Here is a 23,152-nt window from a genome sequence, read left to right on the forward strand (position 1 = left end):
AGGGCCGATTGCCCGCCGTCGCCGCTGTGCTACACTGGTGCAGCAATCGACGAGAGGGAGGGCGCGCACATGGCAGCCACTACGAACAACTTTGGGCTTTCTTCGGCCTCCATGCGGGGAATGCCCGTCTAAGCGCACCTTCCGGCCAATCATACCAACTTCGTTGGATTGCTGTGGCTTCTGCTGCACTGCGGCAGAAGAAGGGAATTCGTGGGCGGCGCGCCGCCCGCGAGCTTCCGCCTGACGCACCTCGCACGAAGTTGCCCACGTACGATCTTGAACCTGTGGCCACGGGCGCGCGCCTGTGGCTTTCGTATACCTGGCGGCCACGAGCATACCCGTTTGGCAAACGGATGCGCGCTGGCCGCTCGCTGTATTGTCACAAGCTACGCGCTCGCCCGCAATAGAGGCTGATTTCAGCCTGCGGCAGCGTGGTACGTACGCGCTTCTGTGCGCCGATTCTGGTCGCCATACAGAACAAGAGGCGCGCCCTGCCGAGGGCAAAGCCCCGGCCGCGTACGGCATATTTATTGAGGAGCACCTATGCTTCGCCATCGCAGAAGGCTCGACGCCTTCTTTGTCTATCTGGTTATCAGCGGTGTATCTACGTTCGCCAGTGCGCTCATGTTTACCGTGCTGGCGGTCTACTATGTCAGCGCCGTCGGCATGAATCCATTCCAGCTTGTGCTGGTCGGCACGGTTTTAGAAAGCGTCATTCTGCTGTTCGAGGTGCCAACCGGCGTTGTGGCCGACACATACAGCCGCCGGCTGTCGGTGATCATTGGTACGGTCATCCTTGGGGCCGCCTTTGTGCTCGAGGGCGCGGTGCCGCTGCTGGCCGGCGTGCTGGCAGCCGAGGCGATTCGTGGCGTTGGGGAGACCTTTCTCAGCGGTGCCACCGATGCCTGGCTGGCCGACGAGGTTGGCGAGGAGCAGGTCGGGCGGGCCTACCTACGCGCGGCTCAGGTCGGCCGGGGCGTCGGCATTTTAGGCGTGCTCGCCAGTGTCGGCCTGGCGAGCGTCCAGCTGGCGCTGCCGGTGATCCTGGGCGGCGCGCTCTACCTGGCGCTTGGCGTCTTTCTGGCGCTGTATATGCCCGAGCGTGGCTTTCGGCCGGCCCCGCAGGCCGAGCGCGCCTCGTGGCGCGCGATGTTTGGTACGTTCTCGGCTGGTGCGCGCGTTGTGCGCGCCAGCCCGGTGCTGCTGGCGCTGCTGGCCGTGAACCTGGTTGGCGGCGCAGCCAGCGAGGGCTTCGATCGCCTGTGGGAGGCGCACATCCTGCTCGATTTCAGCTTCCCGTCGCTTGGCGCGCTCAAGCCGGTGGTGTGGTTTGGCATCATCAACATCGGGACGGCGATCGTCAGCATGGCCATCACGGCGGCGTTCCAGCGCCGGCTGGACACGATCAGCCAGAGCAGCCGGTCGACCGCGCGCGTGCTCTTGGTGTTGAATGGCCTGATCGTCGCAAGCGTGATCGCCTTTGCGCTGGCCGGCAGCTTCGCGCTGGCCTTCGCTATGCTGGCGCTCAAGGCTGTGCTGCACTCGCTCAGCGGCCCGCTCTACAGCGCCTGGCTGGTTCAGCAGACCGGCCCTCAGACGCGCGCGACCGTGCTCTCGATCGGCAGCCAGAGCAACGCGCTCGGCCAGACTGTGGGTGGGCCAGTGGTTGGTGCGATCGGTACGTTCTTCTCGTTGCGGGCCGCACTTGCGGTGGCTGGCGCGCTGCTGGCGCCAACTCTGGTGCTTTACGCGCGCACCCTCCGGCACGCGGGGCTGAATGGCGATGCAGCAGTGGCGGCCGAGGTGCGTTCCGAGGGGGCGCTTGGCGAAGCCGAGCGCAGAGCTTGATTACTTGACGACATACGCAGCTGGCGCGCTCTACCTTCGGCAGAGCGCGCCGTGACTATTGCTCAAGTGCGATTTTCCGCATTCCGCGCGGAAAATCGCGCTAAGCCACCGCAGGCAAATGTGTCTCATTGCGGTGCCGAACGACGCACGTGGTACTACGCGGCCGGCGCCGATGCTCGCCCGGCGCGTGCCACCAGCGAGCGTGGGCGCGGCGCGAGCTGGCGGCGCCGATTCGCGCGCACCGGCTCAGGCCGCACGGCCGGCATCGGCCGCGCAACCGGCTCCAGCTGCTCGGTGGCGTAGCCCAGCAGGCTCATGATCGCGCCCAGGTTTTGTGGGGCAACCTCGCGCACCACCAGCGCGTCGTCGTCCTGCTCGATAATGATCCGCCTCATCTCGGGGTTGAGGCAGTGGTGCGCGCCGCCGCGGCCCGAGATCATCTGCTGGTAGGCGCCTACGCCGAACACCGCTACCGTCAGCCCTGCGCCGGCATCGGGCAGCATCAGCGGCGGCTGCGACGGCCGCGGAAACATGTCGTCCGAGTCGCAGGTGCGCCGGCCGCCCAGCCGCACGCCGCGCGCCTCGGCATCCCAGCGCTCGAGCGGCAGCACAATGAACTGCTGGTCTTCGACGATCAGCGTATCGGGCAGCGACACCATCATGCTGCCATTGACCAAGTACCACGGCTCGGCCTGGGAGGCCTGCGCGGCTTTCACCGCGCCAACCTCGAACAGGTAGACGCTATGGTTCGCCACGGTGTAGCGCCCAAACTCGCCGATAATGTCGGGCTGGGGCACGCCGTGCTCGGCGCACACCGTCGCGAGGCTGGCCATCAGGCGGCGTAGAAATGCCGGGTAGTCGAAGGCGAAGCCGAGCGCGTACGCCGAGGTGGGCATGCCGCCGCCAAAGTTAAACGCGCGCAGCGTCGGCACCTGCTGGCGCAGCCGGCAGTAGGCTGCCGCCGAGCGCTCGAGCCGCGCCATCCAGCCGTCCATATCTTCGAGCTGGCTGCCGACCATCGCGTGGTACACCACCAGCTGGTGCGGCGTGCCGGCCAGCCGCCGTGCAACCTCGGCGATCTCGTCCTGGGTCAGCCCAAAGCGCTCGCCGCCGGGATGGGCCGGATTGACGACATCGGCGAAGTGCCGCTCGCGCACGCCGAGCAGCAGCGGCTCCGTGCAGCGCGCCAGGTATGCGTCGAGCTCGGCCAGGTCGTCGAGGATCGGCACCACGCGCGCGTAGCCGGCCTCGCGCAGCGCCACGATCGCGTCGACGTAGCTCGCCTCTTTTGAGCCGTTGCAGAACAGGTAGCGCGTGTCGGGCAACACGCCCTGCCGCCATAGATGGTGCGCGATCAACACGTCGGCGGTGGCGGATGTCTCGTAGTGCGCGCCAGCCGCAAGGGCGGTGCGCACAACCTCTTCGGCGAAGTTGGCCTTGGTGGCGTAGGCGTACAGAAACTCGCCCTCGTAGCCACTTTCCGCGCGCGCGCCGGCCGCCCAGCCGAGCATGCGCTCAACCTGGGTGGTGATCAGCGGGCAGTAGGCGATCTCCAGCGGTGCGCCGTAGCGTTCGGCCATGGCGCTAAGGTCGATGCGGTCTGCAAGCAGCAGCCGCCCATCCCGGCGACTGAGAAAATCAGTCAGCATACCTTCGGACTCAATGCCGTACCGATTCTGAATGTAGTCGAGATAGGACTGCTTGCTCAATGCTGGTGCCCTCCTTGATATGCGCGTGTCACGCGCGACGCAATCTGAAAAAACGGCAGCCTGAAGCCGGCACACGGCGCGCGGCGCGCAGTGCGGCGGCTTGCTTGTCGAATATGGTTTGGGTAGGCCGGGCGAAGAGATTGTGTGATCTTGGGTTTCTCCATCCTGGTTTCAGGGCGCAATGACGCGCCGTGGCGCATCCAGTCGAGCGACGGGCGCAGGCCAGGCTGAAGGGCAAGAAGAAGCCCCTACACCGGCTGGTGCAGGGGCGCGTGCGGCAGAGGCAGGCGTCGCTTAGCGACGCTGGGGCAGGGCGGCAGGCGCCGACTCACCAGGTGGGTGATTCAGCGTGGCACAGCGTGAAAAGTCGCGGTGCTGTAAGTTGGCCTTACCGTCCATAATCCCTCTGGGAAAGCTCGCCGGACCCGCCACCCGGATGGCTGGCCCAATGCAATGGGCGCCATCTCCCCTGGCGGTAACACGTCGGTCAGTTGCCTCGCGGGGCGGTCGCCGCGTGCCGGAGAGCCCGAATAACGTCTGGTGAATTCGTTCACCAGTGCGAAATTATAGCGCGTTTTACCTGTTTGTCAAGAGGTAAAACGCGCTTTTTGCTAGAAGCAAATTTGGATGCCGAAACCGATTGCAAAGCTCAATTTGGCATTCCGCGTATGAAGCCGTCTTCGATTGGCTCGATTGTTCAATAATGATTAGGACTTGCGCAGTTGGCGGGCTCTGCCAAAGGCAGAGCGGTACTGTTCTCTGTATCGTGAACGGTTTTTCCGCGTTCCGCGCGGAAAAACCGTTCACAGAAGATGAACAAGTACCCTGCTGCCGCAGGCTCAATCTCGTACCGTGAGGAACCCGAAGCACGCAAGTGCGTAACTCCTAATGATCTACGCGGCTGGCGCGGCAGGGTTTCATGCTACTGCTGGCGCTGTTTGCGGGCGCGCTGCTTGGCAGCCATCAGCCGGGCGAACTGGTCGTCGTCGCTCGGGGCTGGCGCTGGCGCGGCTGGCTCGGCTGGCGCTGTGGGCGGCTGGTCGGCTGGCTCGGCGGCAGCCTGAAAGATTGGTGCGGCTGGCTCGGCCGGGCGTGCTTGCAGCTCGGGCACGGCCCGCAGGTCGCGCGCGCGCTGCTTGGCGGCGCCAAGCCGGCTTAGTGTCGCGCCGCGCTCTGGGCTGGCCGGGCGCGCGCCTGGCCTGGGGCGGAGCGCCGCTAGCCAGGGCGCTAATTCGCCCAGCCGCGGGAACAGTCGGCGCAGGCCAATGTCGAGCGGCCAGAGCAGCAGCGCCAGCCACAGCAGCGGCAGGCTGATCTCGGTGACAGTGCCGACAGCCTGTGCCGGCGAGTCGAACACTGTCTCGGCGGCAGGGTCGGCGCGCCCGCCAGTGAGGCTCGCCAGGTCGCGCAGCAGCTGTGGGTTGTCGCGCGTCTCGCCATACTCCGGCGAGTAGTTCACCACCAGCCCAGTGGCGGCTGTGCCAATAGGCTGGCCATCGGCGTTTGTAGCCGCCAGCCGCGCCAGGTATACGCCCGGCGTGTCGGCGGGGGCGGTGGCGCGGTAGCGGCCGGGGCCGATCTGGCTGAAGTTCAGCGGGGCGCTGGTATTATCGGGCGCGACCAGCTGCGCCCGAATCGTGAGCTGGTTAACCGTGCGGCCCTGGTCGTCCTGCGCGTCGAGCTCAAACGCGGTCTGGCCGGCGCTGGCGCTGGCTCGCAGCGTGAGCGTGCCGGACGGGCGCGGCGGCAGCAGCATATCGGCCAGGCCGCCCACGAAGCGCGGGAACTGATCCCAGCCGACCCACTCGCGGCCCCACTGGCCTTTGAAGTCGCTCGTCCACGCCACCGCGCGCCCCAGGCCATACTGCCACTGCGCCAGGATCGGCTTGCCGTCGGGTGTCACCAGAATGGCGCGCGCGGCCTGCTTGATCTCGGTGCCATTGTAGCCATACAGCGGTGGCAGCCCGCCAAGCCCGCGCACCACCGGCGCCTGCAGCGCCACGGCCGGCGTGAATTTGCCTTCGATGATGTCGCGCCCGGCCACGATCACGGTTTCTTGCAGAAAGATCCGCGGGATGGCGGCGGCGTTTTCCACCTTATAGTAGCGCCCGCCGCCTTGCGTGGCAATGTCTTCCAGGTTTGGGTTCGCGTCGCTGCCGATCGCCACAGTCGAGATCGTCACACCCGCCGCGCGCAGCTCGTCGACCTGCTGGCTGTAGTTGCTGGGCGCCAGGCCGTCGGTCATCAGAATAATATGCTTGATCTTGGCGTTGGCTCCGCTGATCGCGTTCGCCGCTGTCTGCAAGCCAGGCAGAATATCGGTGCCGCCGCCCTGGTCGAAGCGGCCAAGCGCCTGCTCGATCTCCACGGTCGATGGCAGCTTTTGCAGCGGCAGGATCGTCTCGGCCGCGTCGTCGAACACCACCAGGCCCACCTGGTCGCGCTTGCTCAGGCCGAGCGTGGCCTGGTATACCGCCTCCTTGGCCAGATCGAGCTTGGTGCGGCTACCGCCGCCTGGCTCGCCCATGCTGCCGCTGCGGTCGATCACCAGCATCAGCGCCAGGTCAGGCTGCTGCGCAGTGTCAAGCGGGTCGAGGTTCACCGGCAGCGCGTCTTCGATGCTTGCCCCGCTGTTGTCCTGCACCGCGCGCCGGTAGCCGCCGGCGCCGAACGATTCGCCGCCGCCGATCATGGCCAGGCCGCGCCCCAGGTCGCGCACATAACTGGGCAGCGCGCGTAGCAGCTCGCGCGGCACGTCGCGCGCGGGCGTATCGACGAGCACCACCCCGGCGTAGTTGCTCAGCTGGTCGAGGCTGGCGGGGGCCTGGTTCGGCGCGCGTAGGTCGGTTCGCACGCCAGTCGACTCAAGCGCGGCCTGGAGGTTCGCGGCGCGCGTGGGGTCGGCGGCGATCAGCAGCACGCGCGGCGGCCCGAGCACTTCGGTGAAAGCCCCGGCGCGGTTATTCTGTGGCTCGGTGTCGCCATCGGCCGCGAGCCTGGCCTCGATTCGCCGGAAGCCCGCCGTGCCGGATGGCAGCCGCACCGCCACGCTGCTCGCCCCGGCCGGGATGGCGACGTCCAGCTCGCGCGCTAGCTGCCCGTCGACGAGGATCTGCAGGCGGCCGCGCGTGGCTATGTTCGAGGTCAGCGCAACTGTCAGCGCGACCTCTTGCCCCTCGCGCGCCTGCGCCGGCATCTCGACGGCGGTAAGAATGACGTCGGCGCCGCGCTCGCTGCGGAGCGTCACTACGTCGAGCGGCACGCCGCGCGCGAGCGCCAGCCGCGCGGCCTCGACCGCGTGGCCGCTGTTTTCGCCACCATCCGAGAGCAGCACCAGCCGCTTCTGCGAGTCGGCTGGCAGCAGCGCGATCCCGAGCTGCATAGCCTCCTGAATGTTCGTGCGGGTGCTGACCGGCAGCGAGTTGATCTGGCCTAGCGCCGATAAGCGGGCTGGAGCGCGCTCGACCAGCGCGCCGGCGCCGAAGACCACCACGGCCGCGCGGTCGCCGCTGGGCAGCTTGCGCAGCGCCTGGTCGATATATTGGACCGCGCGCTCGCGCTGGCTTGGGGCGATCGAGTCCGAGGCGTCGAGCAGAAACACCGTGGTGAGCGCGCGCACCGGCTGCACTAGCTGTGCGCCGGCTAGCCCAAGCACCAGCGCCACGAGCATGGCGCTGCGCAGCAGCAGGCTCGCCCAAAAGCGCCAGCGCGCAACGCGGCGGGGCGTCAGCAGCGCCAGCGCCCACAGCAGTGGCGCGAGCGCCAGCAGCGCGAGTGCTGCCGGTGTCACAAACGACAGGTGCGGCATGTCCTCACCGTTACACAGGTTACGCGGTGGGGCGTGGGGCGGTGCACTCGCCACCGAAAACCGCCTTTTGCCGTTTGCAGCCATAGCGGCAGCGAACGGCAAAAGACCATCGTAGAGGGCCGTGCCCTCAGAACATCTCTTTACGCGGGCCTCCGCGTACTTATGCACCGTTACGAAGCTGTATCGTTGCGCAGCAGTATAACATGAGATTGTGCGTTTTGGCGCTGGCGGTATAATGCGCGCATCAACCGCGCCCTGTTGATGAGAGACGATGAACCGCTACTGGCATCTGCCGTTGGCCCTGCTGGGCCTGTGGGCCGCGCTGCTGCTGGTGTTGAGCGCGCAATCGCCGATACGCTGGGCCGACGTGCGCGGTTGGTATGCCCAGCAGGGCGATCAAACCTCCTATCGCTGGACGGGCGACCGCCTGGTAGTGCCGATCTGGCGTAGCTCGGCGCCGATCGATATTCAGCTGACGCTGGCCGCGCCACGCTGGCCTGGCCGGGCGCCGCCGCATGTGGCGCTGCTAGCCGATACGCAGCCCCTGGCGGCGTTCGATGTGCCAGAGCTGCCTACCAGCTACCATGCCGAGCTACCGCCCGGCACAGCGGCGCTGGTGCTGCGTAGCACCGCCGATCGCTCGCCGTTCGACGACCATCGCTACCTCGGCGTGCAGGTTGTCGAACTGCGCGCGTATCCCCTTGGCTTTTCGCCGCGCCTGGTGGCGGCAGCGCTGCTCGCTACAGCGCTGCTGGGCTTGGCGGCGCTGCTCGGGGCCTGGTGCGCGGCCAATGGGCTTGGCCCACAGGCGGCGCTGTTTGTGCTGGCGCTGGCGCTGCGCCTGGCCGCGCTCTGGCGATCGCCGATTGCGCTTGGCCCGGCCGAGGCCGTAAGCCTGGCCGACGCCTGGCACCTGCTGGCAACCGGGCGCGATCACCTCGGCCAGGTGCTGCCGATCGCCGCGATCGAGGGGCTGGGTGGGTGGGATGCTCCACTGCTGACCTACCTTGAGCTGCCGCTGGTCGCGCTGCTCGGCGCTACGCCGCTTGCTGGGCGGCTGGTTGCCGCGCTTGCCGGCGCGCTGCTGGCCCCGCTCTGCTACGCCCTCGCGCTGCGGCTGCAGATCCCGCGTGCCGCCGCTGCCCTGGCCGGGCTGTTTGCTGCTGCGGCGCCTTGGCTGATCGGCCTTGGGCGCGTCGCCGCGCCGCAGGCGTTGGCGCCGGCGCTGTGGGTGCTGGCGCTGCTGGCGGCGTTGCGGTTCGTTGGGTATGCCGGCCGTGCCTCGGCTTCCGGCTTGGCGCTGGCCGCTGGCGTTGCGGTGTATGCCGATCGCTCGCTGCGCCTGGCGCTGCCGCTGCTGGTGCTTGTGGCTTTGCTGCTGGCGCGGCTCCGGTATGGCCGGGGCTGGTTTGCGCGCTGCTGGCCGGCACTGGCGCTGCTGGCGCTGCTCTGGCTGCCATTTGGCTATGCTGTGTTGGCGAACCCGGCCATTGGCCTGAGAATGAATGCCGAGCCGAGCCGGCTCGCGGCCTGGTGGCAAGCCTACGGTGCTTTGTTGAGGGCGCCAGGCGGCCCCGCCACCGGCATTGGCGGCCGCGCCGATGCGCTCGGCGGCTACCCGCCGGTTGCTAGCGCCGCCGTTCCATTGCTGCTGCTGGGTCTGGGGCTGTTTGCCTTGCGGCTGGCCCTTGGTCTTCGCCGCGCACCTGGGCCGCTAACGCCGCGCCCGGCTGTGCCCGCCGGTTGGTGGCTGCTGGCAGGCGCGCTGCTGATTGCGCCGCTTCCAGCCGGCGCGGCGCTCCCAGCTGGCTCGCCACCTGCCGTGCTGCTCGTACCGCTGCTGGCGCTGCTGGTGGGCGCCGGCGCGGCGGCGCTGCTATGGGCGATTGGCCGTGGCACCGGCCCGCGCTGGCGCCAGCCGGCGCAGCGCGGGCTTACCCTGGCGCTGTCGGCGCTGATCTGCTGGCCCATGGCTGGCTGGCTGCTTCGCCCGGCGGCGGGCCTGGCGCCGGCTACGCCTAATTACGATGCCTTGATCGATGCTTGCGCGCGCGCGGCCGGCTACGCCGCACAGTTCGATGAGGTGTGGTTCGATACCGATGCTATCGATACGCCGTCGATCTACCTGCTGGCGGCGCTGCCGCCGGCGGAGGCGCAAGCCCAGCTCGTCGTCGAGCGCCGACCAGGCCAGCCGAGTATCGTAGCGCGCGTCGGCAAGTTTCGCTTCAGCAGCCTCGCCGATGCTCCACGTATTCTGCCGTTGCTCGAAGCTATCCCCGGCCAGCTTGGCCAGCCGGGGTTTGTGCTGCAGCGCTGGGATCGCGCTGGCAGGCGCGTGCTGGTCGTACGGCGGATGTAAGGTGTGTACTAGCTAGCCGGCTGCAGCGCCGCGTAGCCAAACACGATGTTGAAGGTGCGGCACCAGATCACCACCGACTTATACTGGCCTAAGTCGAGGTTCGTCGGCAGATCGTAGTTCTGGTTGCCCTGGTTGCCCTTCAGCGCGGCCAGCTGCACGTAGTGCTCTTTTGCGCCAATGCCGTCGGCGTCGGGGTTGGCATTGCCCGACAATACCACGAACAGATCCGGCCCATTGGTGGTTGCGAAGTCTTCTAGCCGCAGTACTTGCGTTCCGTGCTCGATTGCATACACCGTTGCGCTGCCGCTGGCGCGGTCGCCTGGTGTGCTGCCGGGCACAAAGCTGCCGCGCGAAAGAGCCACCGGCTCGCTCATTGCATTGGCCATGGCGGTAGGCTCGCTCATCGCATTGGCCATCGCGGTGGGCCTGGCCATCGCATCTTGCGCGGCCATGGCGGTAGGCTCGCTCATCGCATTGGCCATCGCGGTGGGCTTGGCCATCGCATCCTGCGCGGCCATGGCGGTGGGCTCGCTCATCGCATTGGCTATCGCGGTGGGCTTGGCCATCGCATCTTGCGCGGCCATGGCGGTGGGCTCGCTCATCGCGGCTGGCCCTGGCACGGGAAAGGCTTCGTTCACACGCCTGGTATACAAGTATGGCGAGAGCGCCCATATGCCGAATGCGATCAGCCCGAGCGAGATCACGCGCCGGATCTTGCGGTAGGTTGACATCGCATTCCAGCTGCGGATCATATTGGCGAACATTGCTGGCCCCTTTCTCTACGCGCTACTGCCTGCCTTGCATAGAGTATCGAGCCCACTTCTTACGTTACGCCAATCGAGTTCTTACGAGAGTATCACAGGAGGTCTTACCATGAGCGACCAGCCCAACGCCCGCATTAGCCGCCTGGCGGTGCCCGACGAGGCGCAGCTGCCCGACGATGTCCGCGCGCTGTTCGATCAGATGCGCGCCAAGCCCGGCTTCGTACCGAATGTGTACCGCGCCTACGCGCTGCGCCCACAGCAGCTGCGCGGCTTCGTGGCACTCTACGACTCGATCATGATCGAGGACTCGGGGCTGACCAAGGCCGAGCGTGAAATGATCGCGGTGGCGGTGTCGGCGCAGAATCACTGCTTCTACTGCCTGACATCCCACGGGGCGGTGCTGCGCGTGCGCGCCAAAGACGAGGTGCTGGCCGATACGGTTGCGGCGAACTACCGCGCTGCAGCGCTTACGCCGCGCCAGCGCGCCATGCTCGATTTTGCCGTCAAGATAACGCGCGCGTCCGATACCTGCTCGGATGCCGATATCGACGAGCTGCGCGCGCACGGCTTCAGCGACGAAGATGTGATGGATATCATCCAAACCGCGGCGTTCTTCAACTACAGCAACCGCGTTGCCAGCGCGCTCGAGCTGCGCCCTAATCGCGAGTATCACAGCATGGCCCGCCAGCCTGCTGGCTCAGAGCAGTAGCTGCACCAGCTCGGTCAGCCGCGTGATCTCGGCTAGCGGGCGCGGCAGGTGCACCGGCAGCTGCTCATTGCGCGGGTTCATCCAGATGAACGGCATGCCCGCAGCCGCCGCTCCCGGTAGGTCGAACTCCAGCGAGTCGCCAACGTACAGCGCTTGCGCTGGCGTTACGTCCAGCTGCTCCAGCGCCAGGCGGAAGATCGCCGGGTCGGGTTTGGCGACGCCGGCCTCCTCCGATACGATCAGCACGTCTAGAAAGGCGCCTAGCCCGAACTGCTCGATCTTCGGGCGCTGCGTGCGGCTTGGCCCGTTTGTCACCAACCCAAGCTTGTAGTGCGGCCGCAGCGCCTCAAGCGTAGCCGGTGCGTCGTCGTGGAGCACCAGCCGCGCAAACCAGTCGCGGCCAAAGCTGTTGTGCGTTCCGGCGATCAGCGGCTCGTCGTCGATGCCGAGGCTGCGCAAAAACCCCGGCATTTTGTCGATGTACACTTTTTGCGCGATGGCCTCGCGCACCAGGGCGTCGCGCTCGAGCTGCGGGTAGCGCGTGCTAATTTCGGCGAGCGCCTCGCTTAGCCGCACGCGCCAGTACGAGCGCAGGTCGTACAGTGTGTCGTCAAGATCGAACAAGATTGCTTGGTATTGCATTCGCTTCGTCAGCCTATACTCAGCGCCCCTGCCCGGCTAGGCGGCGCGATACATGATCGCCGGCTGCTCGATACGCTCGGCCTGGCCTATGCTCACCAGGTGCTCCAGGTGCGCCAGCGTCTCGGCAATCGCGAAGCGCAGCTGGTGCGGTGAGAGCGTGCTGGTGGGGAATACGCGCGTACATACCTCGAACGCGGTCGCGCCGTCGCCGGCGGCCCGCGCCATCATCTCGAGCCGCTCGTGGTGATGCTGGCGCAGCTCGCCCAGCCGCTGCCCAAACTTGTCGATCAGCGGCCCATGCCCCGGCAGCGCAAGCGCTACGTCCAGATCGCCCAGCCGCTCCAGCGAGCTCAGAAAATCGGCCAGCGGGTTTGGGTTGCCGTCGGGCCAGCGGCTGACGTTCGGTGTGATCTTGGTGAGCACGGCGTCGCCACACAGCATCAGCCGCTCATCGGCGCAGTAGAACACCAGGTGCTCGTCGCTGTGCCCTGGCGTGGCGATCGCCTCGAACCGCCGCGCGCCAATCTCGATCGCCGTGCCCGGCGCCAGCGCTGTAACTTCGGGCCAGGGCGTGGTCATCGCGCGGTTCTCGGCCATGGTCTCGCGCACCTGCTCGGCTAGGCCTGCCGGCAGCCCGTGTGCGCGGAAGAATTCGACGATCGCCTGCTCGTTGGCTGCGCCGTTGTGCCACACGCGCTCGGCGAAGGCGTTTTCCCCGGGTGCCAGCAGCACCGGCGCGCCGCTTTGCCCGGCTAGCCATCCAGCCATGCCGAAATGGTCGGGGTGCGCGTGCGTCAGCACAATTCGCCCGATCTGCGCCGGCCGTATGCCGAACGCTTCGAAAGCGACTTGCCAGGCCGCTTCGCCTGGCGGGTAGTGTAGCCCCGTGTCGACGATCGTCCATTCCGCCCCGTCACGCAGCGCATAGCAGTTGACGATCCGCAGCGGGAAGGGCAGCGGCAGCTGGATCTGAAAAATTCCGTCGGCGACTTCCACGTGGCGCTCCTCTTTGTGATGCCGGCCAGATATGATACCATACACTCGCGCGTATCTGGATTTGGAGGAGGACGATGACTAATATTTCTATCGAGGAGCCGATCGCCTGGGCGCGCGAGGCCGGGGCGGTCGCATTGCGCTCGTTCAACCACGTGGCGGCGCAGCGCAAACCCGATCGCAGCTGGGTCACCGAGGCCGATCTGGCGATCGAGCGCCTGCTGACCACCCGCCTGGCCGAGCGCTTTCCGGATCACGGCATTATTGGCGAAGAACAGACTCGCCGCTCGATCGACCAGGAGTTTTTATGGGCGATCGACCCGCTTGACGGCACGGCTGTGTTCATCGCCGGCCTGCCAATCTGGGGTGTTTCGCTAGGCTTGCTGCGCCACGGCCGGCCGTACCTTGGCGTGATCTATCTGCCGCTGCTCGACGACTGCTACTGGGCCGGCCCGACGGGCGGCGCATTCTGGAATGGCCAGCCGATCCATGTGGCCGAGCCGCGCCCATTTACCGGCGACGACTGGATTTCAACCCCCTCGAACTCACATCGCCGCTATACCCTCGATTTTATCGGCAAGACGCGCAGCATCGGCGCGACTGTCGGCACGTTTTGCTACACCGCGCGCGGCAGCGCGATCGGCGCGCTGATCAGCAAATACTCGATCTGGGATGTCGCGGCTGGCCTGGCTATCTTGTACGCGGCCGGCGGCACGGCGATCGATCTGGCCGGGGCGCCGTTCGATTGCCAGACGATCCTCGATGGCCGCAGCGCCGAGAGCCCACTGCTTCTTGGCGCGCCCGAACACGCCGAGGCGCTGCGCGCGGTGCTGCATCCACGCTAGGCCCAACGCCTAAAGTGAGATACGCTTTTCATATGCCCGAGCGACGGCCAAGCACGTACGCCATGCAAGCATGCTATAATAGCCCAGTCGATCTGGCTGTTGTGCCATGAGGAGAGCTATGCAGCGCTCTGGTCATATCCTTGTCGTCGATGACGAAGCGCATATCCTGAACCTTATCGTGGAGCTGCTCGAAGATGAGGGCTATCAGGTTCGCTCGGCATCGAACGGTGCAGCGGCGCTGGCCCTGATTGTCGACCAGCCGCCCGCGCTTATCTTGATGGATATGTACATGCCCCAGATGGATGGTCTCCGGCTGCTCGAAATGCTCCAGCAGCAGGGCGTCAACGATATTCCGGTGGTGCTGATGACCGCCAGCCCGCGTGCGGCCGAGCAGGTGATGGGCGTTGCGGCAATCGAGTATCTTGCCAAGCCCTTTGATATCGAGATGCTGCTTGAATATGTGACGCGCTACGTACAGCCTGCCGCCGACCCACCCGCCTAGTAGCGCCTGTCGGTTTCATCATGCGCAAACAAGCCCGCTCTGTTGCTCAGAGCGGGCTTGGTCTTATACCACATTCGGCTAATCACTTGCTGTATGTAGGGTTCGAGGGCGGCTTCGCTGCCCCCGAAATTTCTTTGTGCGATGCCATGGACAATGGCATCGCACAAAGAAAGTGATCAAACGGAGTTGATATTATCGCTTGGTGTACTGTGGCCGCTTGCGGGCGCGCTTGAGGCCTGCTTTCTTGCGCTCTTTCATGCGCGGGTCGCGCGTCAGCAGCCCGGCCTTCTTCAGCGTCGGCCGTAGCTCGCCGTTCAGATCCAGCAGCGCGCGCGCAATGCCGTGGCGTACCGCCGTTACCTGGCCGGCAGCGCCACCGCCGCGCACCTTCGCCAGCACGTTAAACGACGTGGCGTTGCCGGTCAGCTCGAGCGGCCGCGCCAGCTCGCGTGCGAATAGCTCGCGGTGGCCGAAATACTCGGTGATATTCTTGCCGTTCACCACAAACTCGCCCGAGCCGGGGAACAGCCGCACCCGCGCTACCGCAGTCTTGCGGCGCCCGGTGCCCTGATAGTAGCGTTTCTCAGTCATGCATTCCTCACACAATTATCGATATTGCGTATTGCGCCACGCCAGCGCCCCGAGGGCAGCATACGCAATACGATAAGTCCGTGCTAGCCGCGTGGGCGCGGCTCGTATACCTTCGGCTGCTGCGCGGCGTGCGGGTGCGTCGGGCCGGCGTAGATCTTCAGTTTCAGTATCTGCTGCCGCCCCAGGCGCGTCTTCGGCAGCATCCCCTTGACCGCGAAGCGCAGAATGCGATCGGGGTGGGTCGCCATCATGCGCCGGTATGGTATCGCCTTGAAGCCGCCGGGGTAGCCCGAGTGGCGGTAGTACATCTTCTGATTTTCTTTGCGGCCCGTCAGGCGCACCTTCTCGGCATTCACCACCACGACAAAATCGCCGCCGTCGAGGTTGGGGCTGAACGTCGGCTTATGCTTGCCGCGCAGCAGCGTCGCGATCTGTGTTGCCAGGCGGCCCAGCGTCTGGCCGGTCGCGTCGACCACATGCCAGTCGCGCTGAACTTCCGAAGCTTTCTGCGAATAGGTCTTCATGCTCGTTCCTTATGGATAACTCACCGACATAAGATACAGGCCGTGGGCTGGCGCGGTGCGCCCGGCCCGGCGGCGGTCGCGGCTCGCGAGCACCGCTGCCAAGTCATCGTTCCCTCGTCTATTTCCACCAACCGGCAGCAGTGTGCCTACGATATTACGCACCATGTGGCGAAGAAATGCATTTGCCGCAATGTCGATGGCGATCAGCGGCTGCTGCCACGCTGCGATCACCTGGCAGCTTGCCATATAGCACGTGCGTACCGTCGAGCCTGCCTGGCCTGCCCCGGCGAACGCCGCGAAATCGTGCGTCCCTAGCAGCACCTGCATCGCCTCGTGCACCGCCTCGGCCTGTAGCTTCCCGCCCACGTGAACCGCGTGGCGTCGTAGCAGCGGCGAGGCAACCGGCCCGTTGTCGATCAAAAAGCGGTAGTCGCGGCGAATTGCTGTGTGCCGTGCGTGAAAGTCTGGCCCTACTTCCCACGCCTCCAGCACCGCTACATCTTCAGGCAGGATCGCCGTTAGCCCGCGCTGGATCGTCGGCAGATCGTGCGCTGTTTCTGTGCGCACGTTTGCGACTTGGCCGCGCGCGTGTACTCCCGCGTCGGTTCGCCCTGCCAGCTGAATACGCCGCTGCTCCTGCGTCAGCTGCTGCCACGCGCCTTCGAGCTCGCCCTGCACCGAACGGCCGTTGTTTTGCCACTGCGAGCCGACAAAGTCAGTCCCGTCGTACTCTATTTTCAGGGCGATATTGCGCATGCCTGTACGATTGGCTGGCCACCTGGCAATGCCAGGCTTCTGCCGCGAGCGTAGCGCTAGAGCAGTTCGAGCAACACCATCTCGGCGGCGTCGCCCTGGCGCGGCCCCAGCTTGGTAATGCGCGTGAAACCGCCATTGCGGCCGGCGTACTGCTCGGGCGCGAAGTCGAATAGCAGCCGCATCGCTGTTTTGCTGTCGAGCCGCGACAGCGCAACCTTGCGCGCCTGCGGGGTGTCTTGGCGCGCCAGTGCCAGCAAGTTTTCAATCTCGGGCTGAACAGTTTTCGCCTTCGCGGCGGTCGTCTGGATCTTGCGATGCTCGATCAGCTCGATCATCAGGTTGCGTAGCAGCGATTTGCGGTGCTCGGCGGAGCGACCTAGCTTGCGGCCGACTCGTTGGTGTCGCATGGTTCGTATCCTCTAAGGGCGGGCCAAAGAACGGTGACATAGCGCTCGGCACGCGGCCAATCTGGCTTATTCACCATTCCTTGCCCAGTTCGTCTTATTCTCCTGCGGCGCCGTTGCCGGCTGGCAGCACGCTGGGCTGCGGGATGTAGCCCCGCTCGATCAGCTTGTCGCGGATCTCCTCCATCGACTTCTGGCCCAGGTTGCGTACCGACAGTAGCGCTTTTTCGTCCATCTCAAGCACTTGACCGACTTTGGTGATGTCGGCGCGCTTCAAGCAGTTGTACGTGCGGGTCGAAAGATCCAGCTCCTCGATCGGCGTATCGTAGATGTCGGCCGGGATCGCTAGCCCGTCTGGCGCTTTGGCCACGTCGGCATCGACCGTCAGCTGATTGAATGCCGAGATCGTCTGGCAATATTGCACCAGCACCTGCGCGGCATGGCTCAGCGCGTCGCCGGCCTTGATCGTGCCGTCGGTCCAGATCTCGATCAGCAGCCGGTCGTAGTCGGTGGCCTGCTGCACGCGGGTATTCTCGACGACATAGTTCACCTTCGGCACCGGCGTGAAGATTGCATCCACCGGTATCTCGCCGATGGGCAGCGCGTCGCGCTGATCGGCCGGAAGGTAGCCGCGCCCGCGCTCGACGGTCATTTCGATCTCGAGGTGCGCATCGTCCGAGTCCAGCGTGCAAATATAGTGATTGGGGTTGACGAGCTCAACATTGCTCGGCGTGTCAATATCGCTGGCGCGAACGATCCCAGCGCCCTGCTTGGTGAGCAGCACCTTTACAGGCCGCTCGGCGTACGAGCGCAGGCGGATGCCCTTGATGTTCAACACAATCTCGGTGACATCTTCTTTCACGCCGGTGATGGTCGAAAACTCGTGGTACACCCCATCGATTTTTATCTTTGTAATTGCCGAGCCAGGGATCGACGACAGCAGCACCCTGCGCAGCGCATTTCCCAATGTATGACCGTAGCCCGGGTCGAGCGGCTCGATCTTGAACCGTCCGTAATTCTCAGCCGCCTGAACGACCTCAATTTTGGGCATGGCGATATCTAGCATGGATCGCCTCCTCTGCACATTTCAGAGTGCAGATTGTAAATTGCCTCATCGAGTGCGCAGCAATCTGCAATCTGCAATCTGCAATTTTTAGCGGCTGTAGTATTCGACGATGAGCTGTTCGTTGATCTCCGGCTCAGCGTCTTCGCGCCGCGGCATGCTCACGACTTCGCCAGCCAGGTCGGCCGCGTTGAGCCGCAGCCAATCGGGCGTGTTACGGCGGTTGAGCTCGCCGCTATCCACCAGGTTCTTAAAGTATGTCAGGCGCCGGCTTTCGGGGCGCACTGCAATCGTGTCGCCTACCTTCACGGTGAACGACGGAATGTTCGTCTTGCGGCCATTGACCGTCACATGGCCATGGCTCACGAGCTGGCGCGCCTGCTGGCGCGTACTGGCGATTCCTAGGCGGTACACCACGTTGTCGAGCCGGCGCTCAAGCAAAATAAATAGGTGTGCGCCAGTCTCACCGGGGTAGCGCTGGGCCTTCTCAAACACACGCTGGAACTGGCGCTCGAGCAGGCCGTACATGTAGCGCGCCTTCTGCTTCTCGAGCAGCTGCAGGCCGTAATCCGACACCTGCCGGCGCCGCGCGCTCGGCCCATGCTGGCCTGGCGGAAACGCGCGCTTGTTCAGGATACGCTGGCCTTTATCGGTAATGCCGATGCCAAGGCGGCGGCTGATTTTACCTACTGGTCCACGATAACGAGCCATGAGTTTCTCAAACCCTCCTCATTAGACGCGCCGGCGTTTGGGCGGGCGGCAGCCATTATGCGGGATCGGCGTTACGTCGGTGATCGCCGTTACCTGCAGGCCATTCGATTGGAGTGAGCGGATCGCCGCCTCGCGGCCAGCGCCCGGGCCCTTTACGAACACCTCGAGCGAGCGCATGCCGTTCTCCAGGGCTTTGCGCGCCGCGATCTCTGCGGTGATCTGCGCGGCGTACGGGGTGCTCTTGCGCGAGCCCTTGAAGCCATTCTGGCCGGCGCTCGACCAGCAGATCACATTGCCTGATGGGTCGGTGATCGTAACGATCGTGTTATTAAAAGTGCTCTGGATATGCGCCTGCCCGCGCGGCACATTCTTCTTCTCACGGCGCTTGCCACGTTGGCGCTTGGCGGCGGCAGCGGTGCCTGCCTTTGGCTGCTGTTTAGCCATTATTCCTCCGAATAGTGCGCTGATCAACCGCGCTGGCAGCACGTGCAGCTGCCAAGGTTGAGAACGATACTGTTACTTCTTCGTGGTCTTCTTCTTGATGCCGATCGCCTGGCCCTTGCGCCCGCGGCGTGTGCGCGCGTTTGTACGCGTGCGCTGCCCGCGCACTGGCATGCCCTTGCGGTGGCGCAGCCCACGGTAGCAGGCGATGTCCATGAGGCGCTTGATATTCAGCTGAATCTCGCGCCGCAGGTCACCTTCAACCCGGTACTCTCGATCGACAACCTCGCGAATGCGACCAACTTCTTCCTCGGTAAGCTCGCGCACCCGTGTGCTCGGGTTCACATTTGCCTTCCTCAGAATGTCCATGCCATTCGACCGGCCGATCCCAAAGATATAGGTGATCGACACTTCGATCTTTTTGTTCCGCGGGATATCCACCCCGGCAATACGTGCCATATGCTCCCCTTAGCTGTTGATATAGGAGGTGGATCGAAGATTCGCGGGTTGCGCCTTGGCGCTGTGTGGTTGCATCTCGTCCATCCTCGGCTTCGTACAGTGCCTGTTCGGCCCGATCGCTAGCCCTGCCGTTGCTTGTGCCGCGGCTGCCGGCTGCAAATGACGCGCAGTACGCCCTTGCGCTTGATCACGCGGCAGTATTCGCAGCGCGGTTTGACCGACGCATGAACTTTCATATCGATCTCCTAACCATCACAGCGGGCGAAGCCCCGCACCACTACCAACATATGTTGAATAAACACACACATACACTGCCCCACTTTTTTCAGCGGGCAGCTGTTTTGCTTTCACCGCTCGGTTATCTGTAGCGATACGTAATGCGCCCGCGCGTCAGGTCGTACGGCGATAGCTCAACCAGCACGCGGTCGCCTTTGAGAATACGGATGTAGTTCATCCGCATGCGCCCCGAGATATGCGCCAGAACCTCGTGGCCGTTTTCCAGTTGCACACGGAACATCGCATTAGGAAGCGGCTCAGTAATAGTTCCCTCCATCTCAATGGCGTCCTTCTTCTTGGTCATACCTCTCCTTTGATGATCGTTCAGTCTTGCCGGGTTAGTATTTCCGGCCCTGCGTGCTCGGTAATGGCAATCGTATGCTCGTAGTGCGCCGCCAGGCTGCCGTCGAGCGTCACCACAGTCCAGCCGTCGGCTAGTTCGCGCGTCTCGTAGTGACCTTGCGTGATCATCGGCTCGATCGCAAAGGTCATTCCTGGGCGTAGGAGCATGCCTTTACCGGGCTCGCCGTAGTTTTTGATCTGCGGGTCTTCATGCAGCCGCCGGCCAATGCCGTGGCTGATGTATTTACGCGCCACTCCGTAGCCACGCGCCTCGGCGTAGCTCTGAATAGCGTGCGAGATATCGTTTAGGCGCGCGCCGGCTCGCGCGAACTCGAGCGCGTGATACAGCGTGTGCTCGGTTACCTCAAGCAGCCCGCGCGCCGCTGGCGATACTCTGCCGACTGGGTAGCTCCAGGCTGAGTCGCCATGGTAGCCCTGCCAGATCGCGCCAATATCGACGCTGACAATATCGCCCTCGCGCAGCACACGGGGGCCGGGGATGCCATGTACCAACTCGTCGTTGATCGAGATGCACGTCGCGGCCGGAAATGGCGTGACCCCCGGGTAGCCCAAAAACGATGGTATACCGCCCTGTTGCACGATATGGTCGTGAACCAGCCGATCCAGCTGCGCGGTTGTTACCCCTGGGCGTACTGCATCGCGTAGGAGCAAGTGACACTCACCAACAATGCGCCCGGCCCGGCGCATCAGTTCAAGCTCAGATCGGTTTTTCAGTGTCACTGCCATTCAAACCCAATGCTGCGGTCATTGTCTCGGTTACCAGCGAGATTTCGCGCTGGCCGTCGATCTCGATCAGATTACCTTGTTCGCGATAGTACTCGATCAGCGGGCGCGTTTGTGCAAAATACACTTGCAGGCGATGCCGCGCAGTTTCAAGCGTGTCGTCGCTACGCTGATATAATTTCCCGCCGCAATGATCGCATACATCCGGTCGTTTCGACGGGAAATAGTATATATTATAAATATACCCGCAGGTTTTGCAAGTTTGCCGGCCGGCTATACGGCGCAGCAACACATCGTCGGGCACGCGCAAGTATAACACATAATCAATCGTGCGCCCATGGTCGACGAGCTCGCTCTGGAGCGCCAATGCCTGGTCGCGGGTTCGTGGGAAGCCGTCGAAAATCACGCCATTGGCGCAATCGCTCTGGCTGATTCGCTCGATGATCATGCGAATGACCAGCTCATCGGGTACCAGTTCCCCGCGATCCATGTATGATTTTGCCAGCATACCAAGCTCGGTACCCTGGCGCAATGCTGCGCGGAACAGATCTCCGCTTGCGACATGGACTAGCCCGGTATGTTGTTCGAGATACTGTGCCTGAGTGCCTTTGCCGGCTCCAGGAGCACCAAGTAGAATAACATCCATGCCAAGCTCTTTCCACTCGTCATCGAGCTACCAAGCCACCTTGCCGGCCGTGCCACCTTTCCACATCTAGCGGTTGATAAAGCCTTCGTAGTTGCGCATCACAAGCTGCGCCTCAAGCTGGCGCATGGTATCAATCGCTACGCCTACCACAATCAGTAGTGCGGTCGCGCTGAGCCCGATCTGTACGCCAGTGACCTGCTGGGTTAAAAATGGCAGGATCGCCACAAGCCCGAGGAAGAACGCACCGACCAGCGTGATACGGTATACTACTTTGCTCAGGTACTCCTCGGTTCGCTTGCCTGGCCGGATGCCCGGAATGAAGCCGCCGTTGCGCTGAAGCGAGTCGGGGATATTCTGCTGGTTGAAGATAACCATGGTATAGAAGTAGGTGAAACCAACCACCAGCAAAAAGAGCAGAATGGAGTAGATCAGCGTGCCGCGCCCGAACTGCGGGCTGAATGTTTGATAGGTAAAACACGCCGCTTGCTTCAGGAAGCTTGCGCCCTCGGGCGCTACCTGCTCGGGGCAACCGTACGAAGCCAGTGTGCCGGGAAAGATAATAATGCTCTGCGCAAAGATCAGCGGGATCATCCCCGACATATTGACCTTAAGCGGAATATGGCTGCTCTGACCGCCATACACGCGGTTGCCGCGTACTCGCTTGGCATACTGCACTGGGATGCGGCGCTGGCCCTCTTGCACGAGCACAATACCGATAATTGTGAATAGGCCAATCACCAAAAATGCGATCAGCCCAATGATGGTCGTAACATCACCAAGCGAGCCGGTGGTAAAGGCCTGGCTGATCAGGTTGGGCAGGCGCGAAACAATCCCACCGAAAATGATCATCGAGATGCCGTTGCCAATGCCGCGCTCTTGGATCTGCTCGCCGAGCCACACTAGTAGCATCGTGCCGGCCACCATGGCAGTGATGATGGTAAAGGTGGGGAAGAAATTGCTGAAAATGTTAAATTCGCTGCGGAACACATTCTGGCCACCGCTCACGCCGCGCACAATTGTCAATGTCTGGCCATAAGCTTGGAGATATGCCATTGGCACCGTTACCCAGAAGGTGATCCGGTTCATGCGCATGCGGCCTTGTTCGCCTTCTTTCTGCATTTCTTCCAGTGCAGGAATGAGCGGCGTCAGCAGCTGAACAATGATCTGAGCGGTGATATATGGGTATACGCCCATCGCTGCAACCGAGAGATTTTGCAGCGCGCCGCCGGCGAAGATATTCAAAAGCGCGGCTAGTTGATTATCGCGCAGCGCCTGCTGCAGGGTCGCAAGCGCGCTTGCATCGATATTCGGCACAGGGATGTGTGCGATCAGCCGGAATACCAGCAGCATCAGCAGCGTAAAAGTGATGCGCCGGCGTAGGTCGGGCAGCTGCAGCGCTCGTAAAACCGATTGTAGCATCGACGATGTCTCCTCAACGAGGCCCTTGCGATTGAGCGGGCGGCGATAGACCAATTCTACTAGCGCCGCTGCTCTTCGCCAGGTACCTACTTTCGGTTACGCATGGCCGGGTTCGGCCCGGCGCTGCGGCTGCGTCGCTCGGTTTCCCACGGCAATTCGACTACCGTACCGCCGGCCGCTTCGATCTTGGCGCGCGCACTCGTGCTGAACTTGTGCGCCTGCACCGTTAGCTTGACATTCAGGTCGCCCTCGCCCAGGATCTTCAGCGGCTTATGCTTGCTAATCGTACCAGAGGCGATCAGATCTTCGATCGTCAGCTCGTGCTCGGCTGGAAGCTCGCTGAGATCGCCGATGTTCAGCACCTGGTATTCCGTTCGCCATAGGTTCTTGAAGCCACGCAGGTAGGGCATGCGCCGCACCATACGGTTCTGGCCGCCCTCAAAGGTTCGGTATGGCCCCGGCCCCGAGCGAGCCTTCTGGCCCATCATACCTTTACCAGCCGTTTTACCTTTGCCCGAGCCGGGGCCTCGCCCAACGCGCTTGCGTTCGCGGTGCGCCCCTGGTGCTGGCTTTAGATCATGCAATTTCATGGCTCTA

24 protein-coding genes are annotated in these 23,152 nt (G+C 63.9%); 5 read left to right on the plus strand and 19 right to left on the minus strand.

What is annotated here, in order from left to right; all coding sequences use genetic code 11:
• The first annotated feature begins 543 nt into the window (after positions 1-543).
• Positions 544-1,848 (plus strand): MFS transporter, encoded by a 1,305-nt coding sequence (locus U0177_RS13745; protein WP_409571207.1) that lies wholly within the window; start codon positions 544-546, stop codon positions 1,846-1,848.
• A 155-nt stretch (positions 1,849-2,003) separates the two neighbouring features.
• Here the strand turns inward: U0177_RS13745 and U0177_RS13750 are convergent, their stop codons facing one another.
• Together U0177_RS13750 and U0177_RS13755 are read right to left on the minus strand one after the other, a co-directional pair.
• Complete coding sequence (locus tag U0177_RS13750) at positions 2,004-3,557, minus strand: arginine decarboxylase (RefSeq protein WP_409571208.1); 1,554 nt, start codon at positions 3,555-3,557, stop codon at positions 2,004-2,006.
• 922 nt (positions 3,558-4,479) lie between these two features.
• Positions 4,480-7,365, minus strand: a complete 2,886-nt coding sequence (locus U0177_RS13755; RefSeq protein ID WP_409571209.1) for a VWA domain-containing protein — start codon at positions 7,363-7,365, stop codon at positions 4,480-4,482.
• Positions 7,366-7,636: 271 nt separating this feature from the next.
• Between U0177_RS13755 and U0177_RS13760 the strand changes: the two genes are divergently transcribed.
• Entirely contained in the window at positions 7,637-9,724 is a 2,088-nt protein-coding gene (locus tag U0177_RS13760; RefSeq protein ID WP_409571210.1) for a hypothetical protein, read from the plus strand.
• An 8-nt stretch (positions 9,725-9,732) separates the two neighbouring features.
• Here U0177_RS13760 and U0177_RS13765 read toward each other — a convergent pair whose 3' ends face one another.
• A complete protein-coding gene (locus tag U0177_RS13765) occupies positions 9,733-10,488 on the minus strand; it encodes a DM13 domain-containing protein (RefSeq protein WP_409571211.1) in 756 nt (251 codons plus the stop codon).
• 109 nt (positions 10,489-10,597) lie between these two features.
• Here U0177_RS13765 and U0177_RS13770 point away from each other — a divergent pair, with 109 nt between their 5' ends.
• Complete coding sequence (locus U0177_RS13770; protein ID WP_409571212.1) at positions 10,598-11,197, plus strand: peroxidase-related enzyme; 600 nt, start codon at positions 10,598-10,600, stop codon at positions 11,195-11,197.
• Here the strand turns inward: U0177_RS13770 and U0177_RS13775 are convergent.
• Both U0177_RS13775 and U0177_RS13780 read right to left on the minus strand, forming a co-directional pair.
• On the minus strand, positions 11,186-11,839 hold the full coding sequence (locus tag U0177_RS13775; RefSeq protein ID WP_409571213.1) for an HAD family hydrolase: 654 nt from the start codon (positions 11,837-11,839) through the stop codon (positions 11,186-11,188). The genes U0177_RS13770 and U0177_RS13775 overlap by 12 nt on opposite strands.
• Positions 11,840-11,875: 36 nt before the next feature.
• Entirely contained in the window at positions 11,876-12,835 is a 960-nt protein-coding gene (locus U0177_RS13780) for an MBL fold metallo-hydrolase (RefSeq protein ID WP_409571214.1), read from the minus strand.
• A 74-nt stretch (positions 12,836-12,909) separates the two neighbouring features.
• Between U0177_RS13780 and U0177_RS13785 the strand changes: the two genes are divergently transcribed.
• Positions 12,910-13,677, plus strand: coding sequence for an inositol monophosphatase family protein (locus tag U0177_RS13785; protein WP_409571215.1), 768 nt, complete (start codon positions 12,910-12,912; stop codon positions 13,675-13,677).
• Between the two features lie 118 nt (positions 13,678-13,795).
• A complete protein-coding gene (locus U0177_RS13790) occupies positions 13,796-14,179 on the plus strand; it encodes a response regulator (protein WP_409571216.1) in 384 nt (127 codons plus the stop codon).
• Between the two features lie 192 nt (positions 14,180-14,371).
• Here the strand turns inward: U0177_RS13790 and rpsI are convergent, their stop codons facing one another.
• From rpsI to rplO, 14 genes are all read right to left on the minus strand, one after another.
• Complete coding sequence (gene rpsI / locus U0177_RS13795) at positions 14,372-14,770, minus strand: 30S ribosomal protein S9 (protein ID WP_409571217.1); 399 nt, start codon at positions 14,768-14,770, stop codon at positions 14,372-14,374.
• An 83-nt stretch (positions 14,771-14,853) separates the two neighbouring features.
• Positions 14,854-15,294, minus strand: a complete 441-nt coding sequence (gene rplM / locus U0177_RS13800; RefSeq protein WP_409571218.1) for a 50S ribosomal protein L13 — start codon at positions 15,292-15,294, stop codon at positions 14,854-14,856.
• A 9-nt stretch (positions 15,295-15,303) separates the two neighbouring features.
• Positions 15,304-16,050 (minus strand): tRNA pseudouridine(38-40) synthase TruA, encoded by a 747-nt coding sequence (truA, locus tag U0177_RS13805; RefSeq protein ID WP_409571219.1) that lies wholly within the window; start codon positions 16,048-16,050, stop codon positions 15,304-15,306.
• Positions 16,051-16,106: 56 nt separating this feature from the next.
• Complete coding sequence (rplQ, locus tag U0177_RS13810; RefSeq protein ID WP_409571220.1) at positions 16,107-16,457, minus strand: 50S ribosomal protein L17; 351 nt, start codon at positions 16,455-16,457, stop codon at positions 16,107-16,109.
• Positions 16,458-16,551: 94 nt separating this feature from the next.
• Positions 16,552-17,520 (minus strand): DNA-directed RNA polymerase subunit alpha, encoded by a 969-nt coding sequence (locus U0177_RS13815; RefSeq protein WP_409571221.1) that lies wholly within the window; start codon positions 17,518-17,520, stop codon positions 16,552-16,554.
• Between the two features lie 87 nt (positions 17,521-17,607).
• Positions 17,608-18,228, minus strand: a complete 621-nt coding sequence (gene rpsD / locus U0177_RS13820) for a 30S ribosomal protein S4 (protein WP_409571222.1) — start codon at positions 18,226-18,228, stop codon at positions 17,608-17,610.
• Positions 18,229-18,249: 21 nt separating this feature from the next.
• Entirely contained in the window at positions 18,250-18,672 is a 423-nt protein-coding gene (gene rpsK / locus U0177_RS13825; protein WP_409571223.1) for a 30S ribosomal protein S11, read from the minus strand.
• 72 nt (positions 18,673-18,744) lie between these two features.
• Positions 18,745-19,128: a 30S ribosomal protein S13 gene (gene rpsM / locus U0177_RS13830; protein WP_409571224.1), complete on the minus strand. Its 384-nt coding sequence runs from the start codon at positions 19,126-19,128 to the stop codon at positions 18,745-18,747.
• A gap of 119 nt (positions 19,129-19,247) precedes the next feature.
• Positions 19,248-19,364, minus strand: coding sequence for a 50S ribosomal protein L36 (gene rpmJ, locus U0177_RS13835; protein ID WP_409571225.1), 117 nt, complete (start codon positions 19,362-19,364; stop codon positions 19,248-19,250).
• 122 nt (positions 19,365-19,486) lie between these two features.
• Positions 19,487-19,708, minus strand: a complete 222-nt coding sequence (infA, locus tag U0177_RS13840) for a translation initiation factor IF-1 (protein ID WP_409571226.1) — start codon at positions 19,706-19,708, stop codon at positions 19,487-19,489.
• A 20-nt stretch (positions 19,709-19,728) separates the two neighbouring features.
• Entirely contained in the window at positions 19,729-20,493 is a 765-nt protein-coding gene (gene map / locus U0177_RS13845; RefSeq protein WP_409571227.1) for a type I methionyl aminopeptidase, read from the minus strand.
• Positions 20,465-21,136, minus strand: a complete 672-nt coding sequence (locus U0177_RS13850; RefSeq protein WP_409571228.1) for an adenylate kinase — start codon at positions 21,134-21,136, stop codon at positions 20,465-20,467. The genes map and U0177_RS13850 overlap by 29 nt, the downstream gene beginning before the upstream one ends.
• A 66-nt stretch (positions 21,137-21,202) precedes the next feature.
• The gene (gene secY / locus U0177_RS13855) at positions 21,203-22,555 is read right to left on the minus strand and encodes a preprotein translocase subunit SecY (protein ID WP_409571288.1); all 1,353 of its coding nucleotides are present in this window, start codon (positions 22,553-22,555) and stop codon (positions 21,203-21,205) included.
• Between the two features lie 86 nt (positions 22,556-22,641).
• The gene (gene rplO / locus U0177_RS13860; RefSeq protein WP_409571229.1) at positions 22,642-23,145 is read right to left on the minus strand and encodes a 50S ribosomal protein L15; all 504 of its coding nucleotides are present in this window, start codon (positions 23,143-23,145) and stop codon (positions 22,642-22,644) included.
• Positions 23,146-23,152: the final 7 nt, after the last annotated feature.

Origin of the sequence: Kouleothrix sp., from assembly GCF_046328425.1 — a bacterium.
GTDB lineage: Bacteria > Chloroflexota > Chloroflexia > Chloroflexales > Roseiflexaceae > Kouleothrix.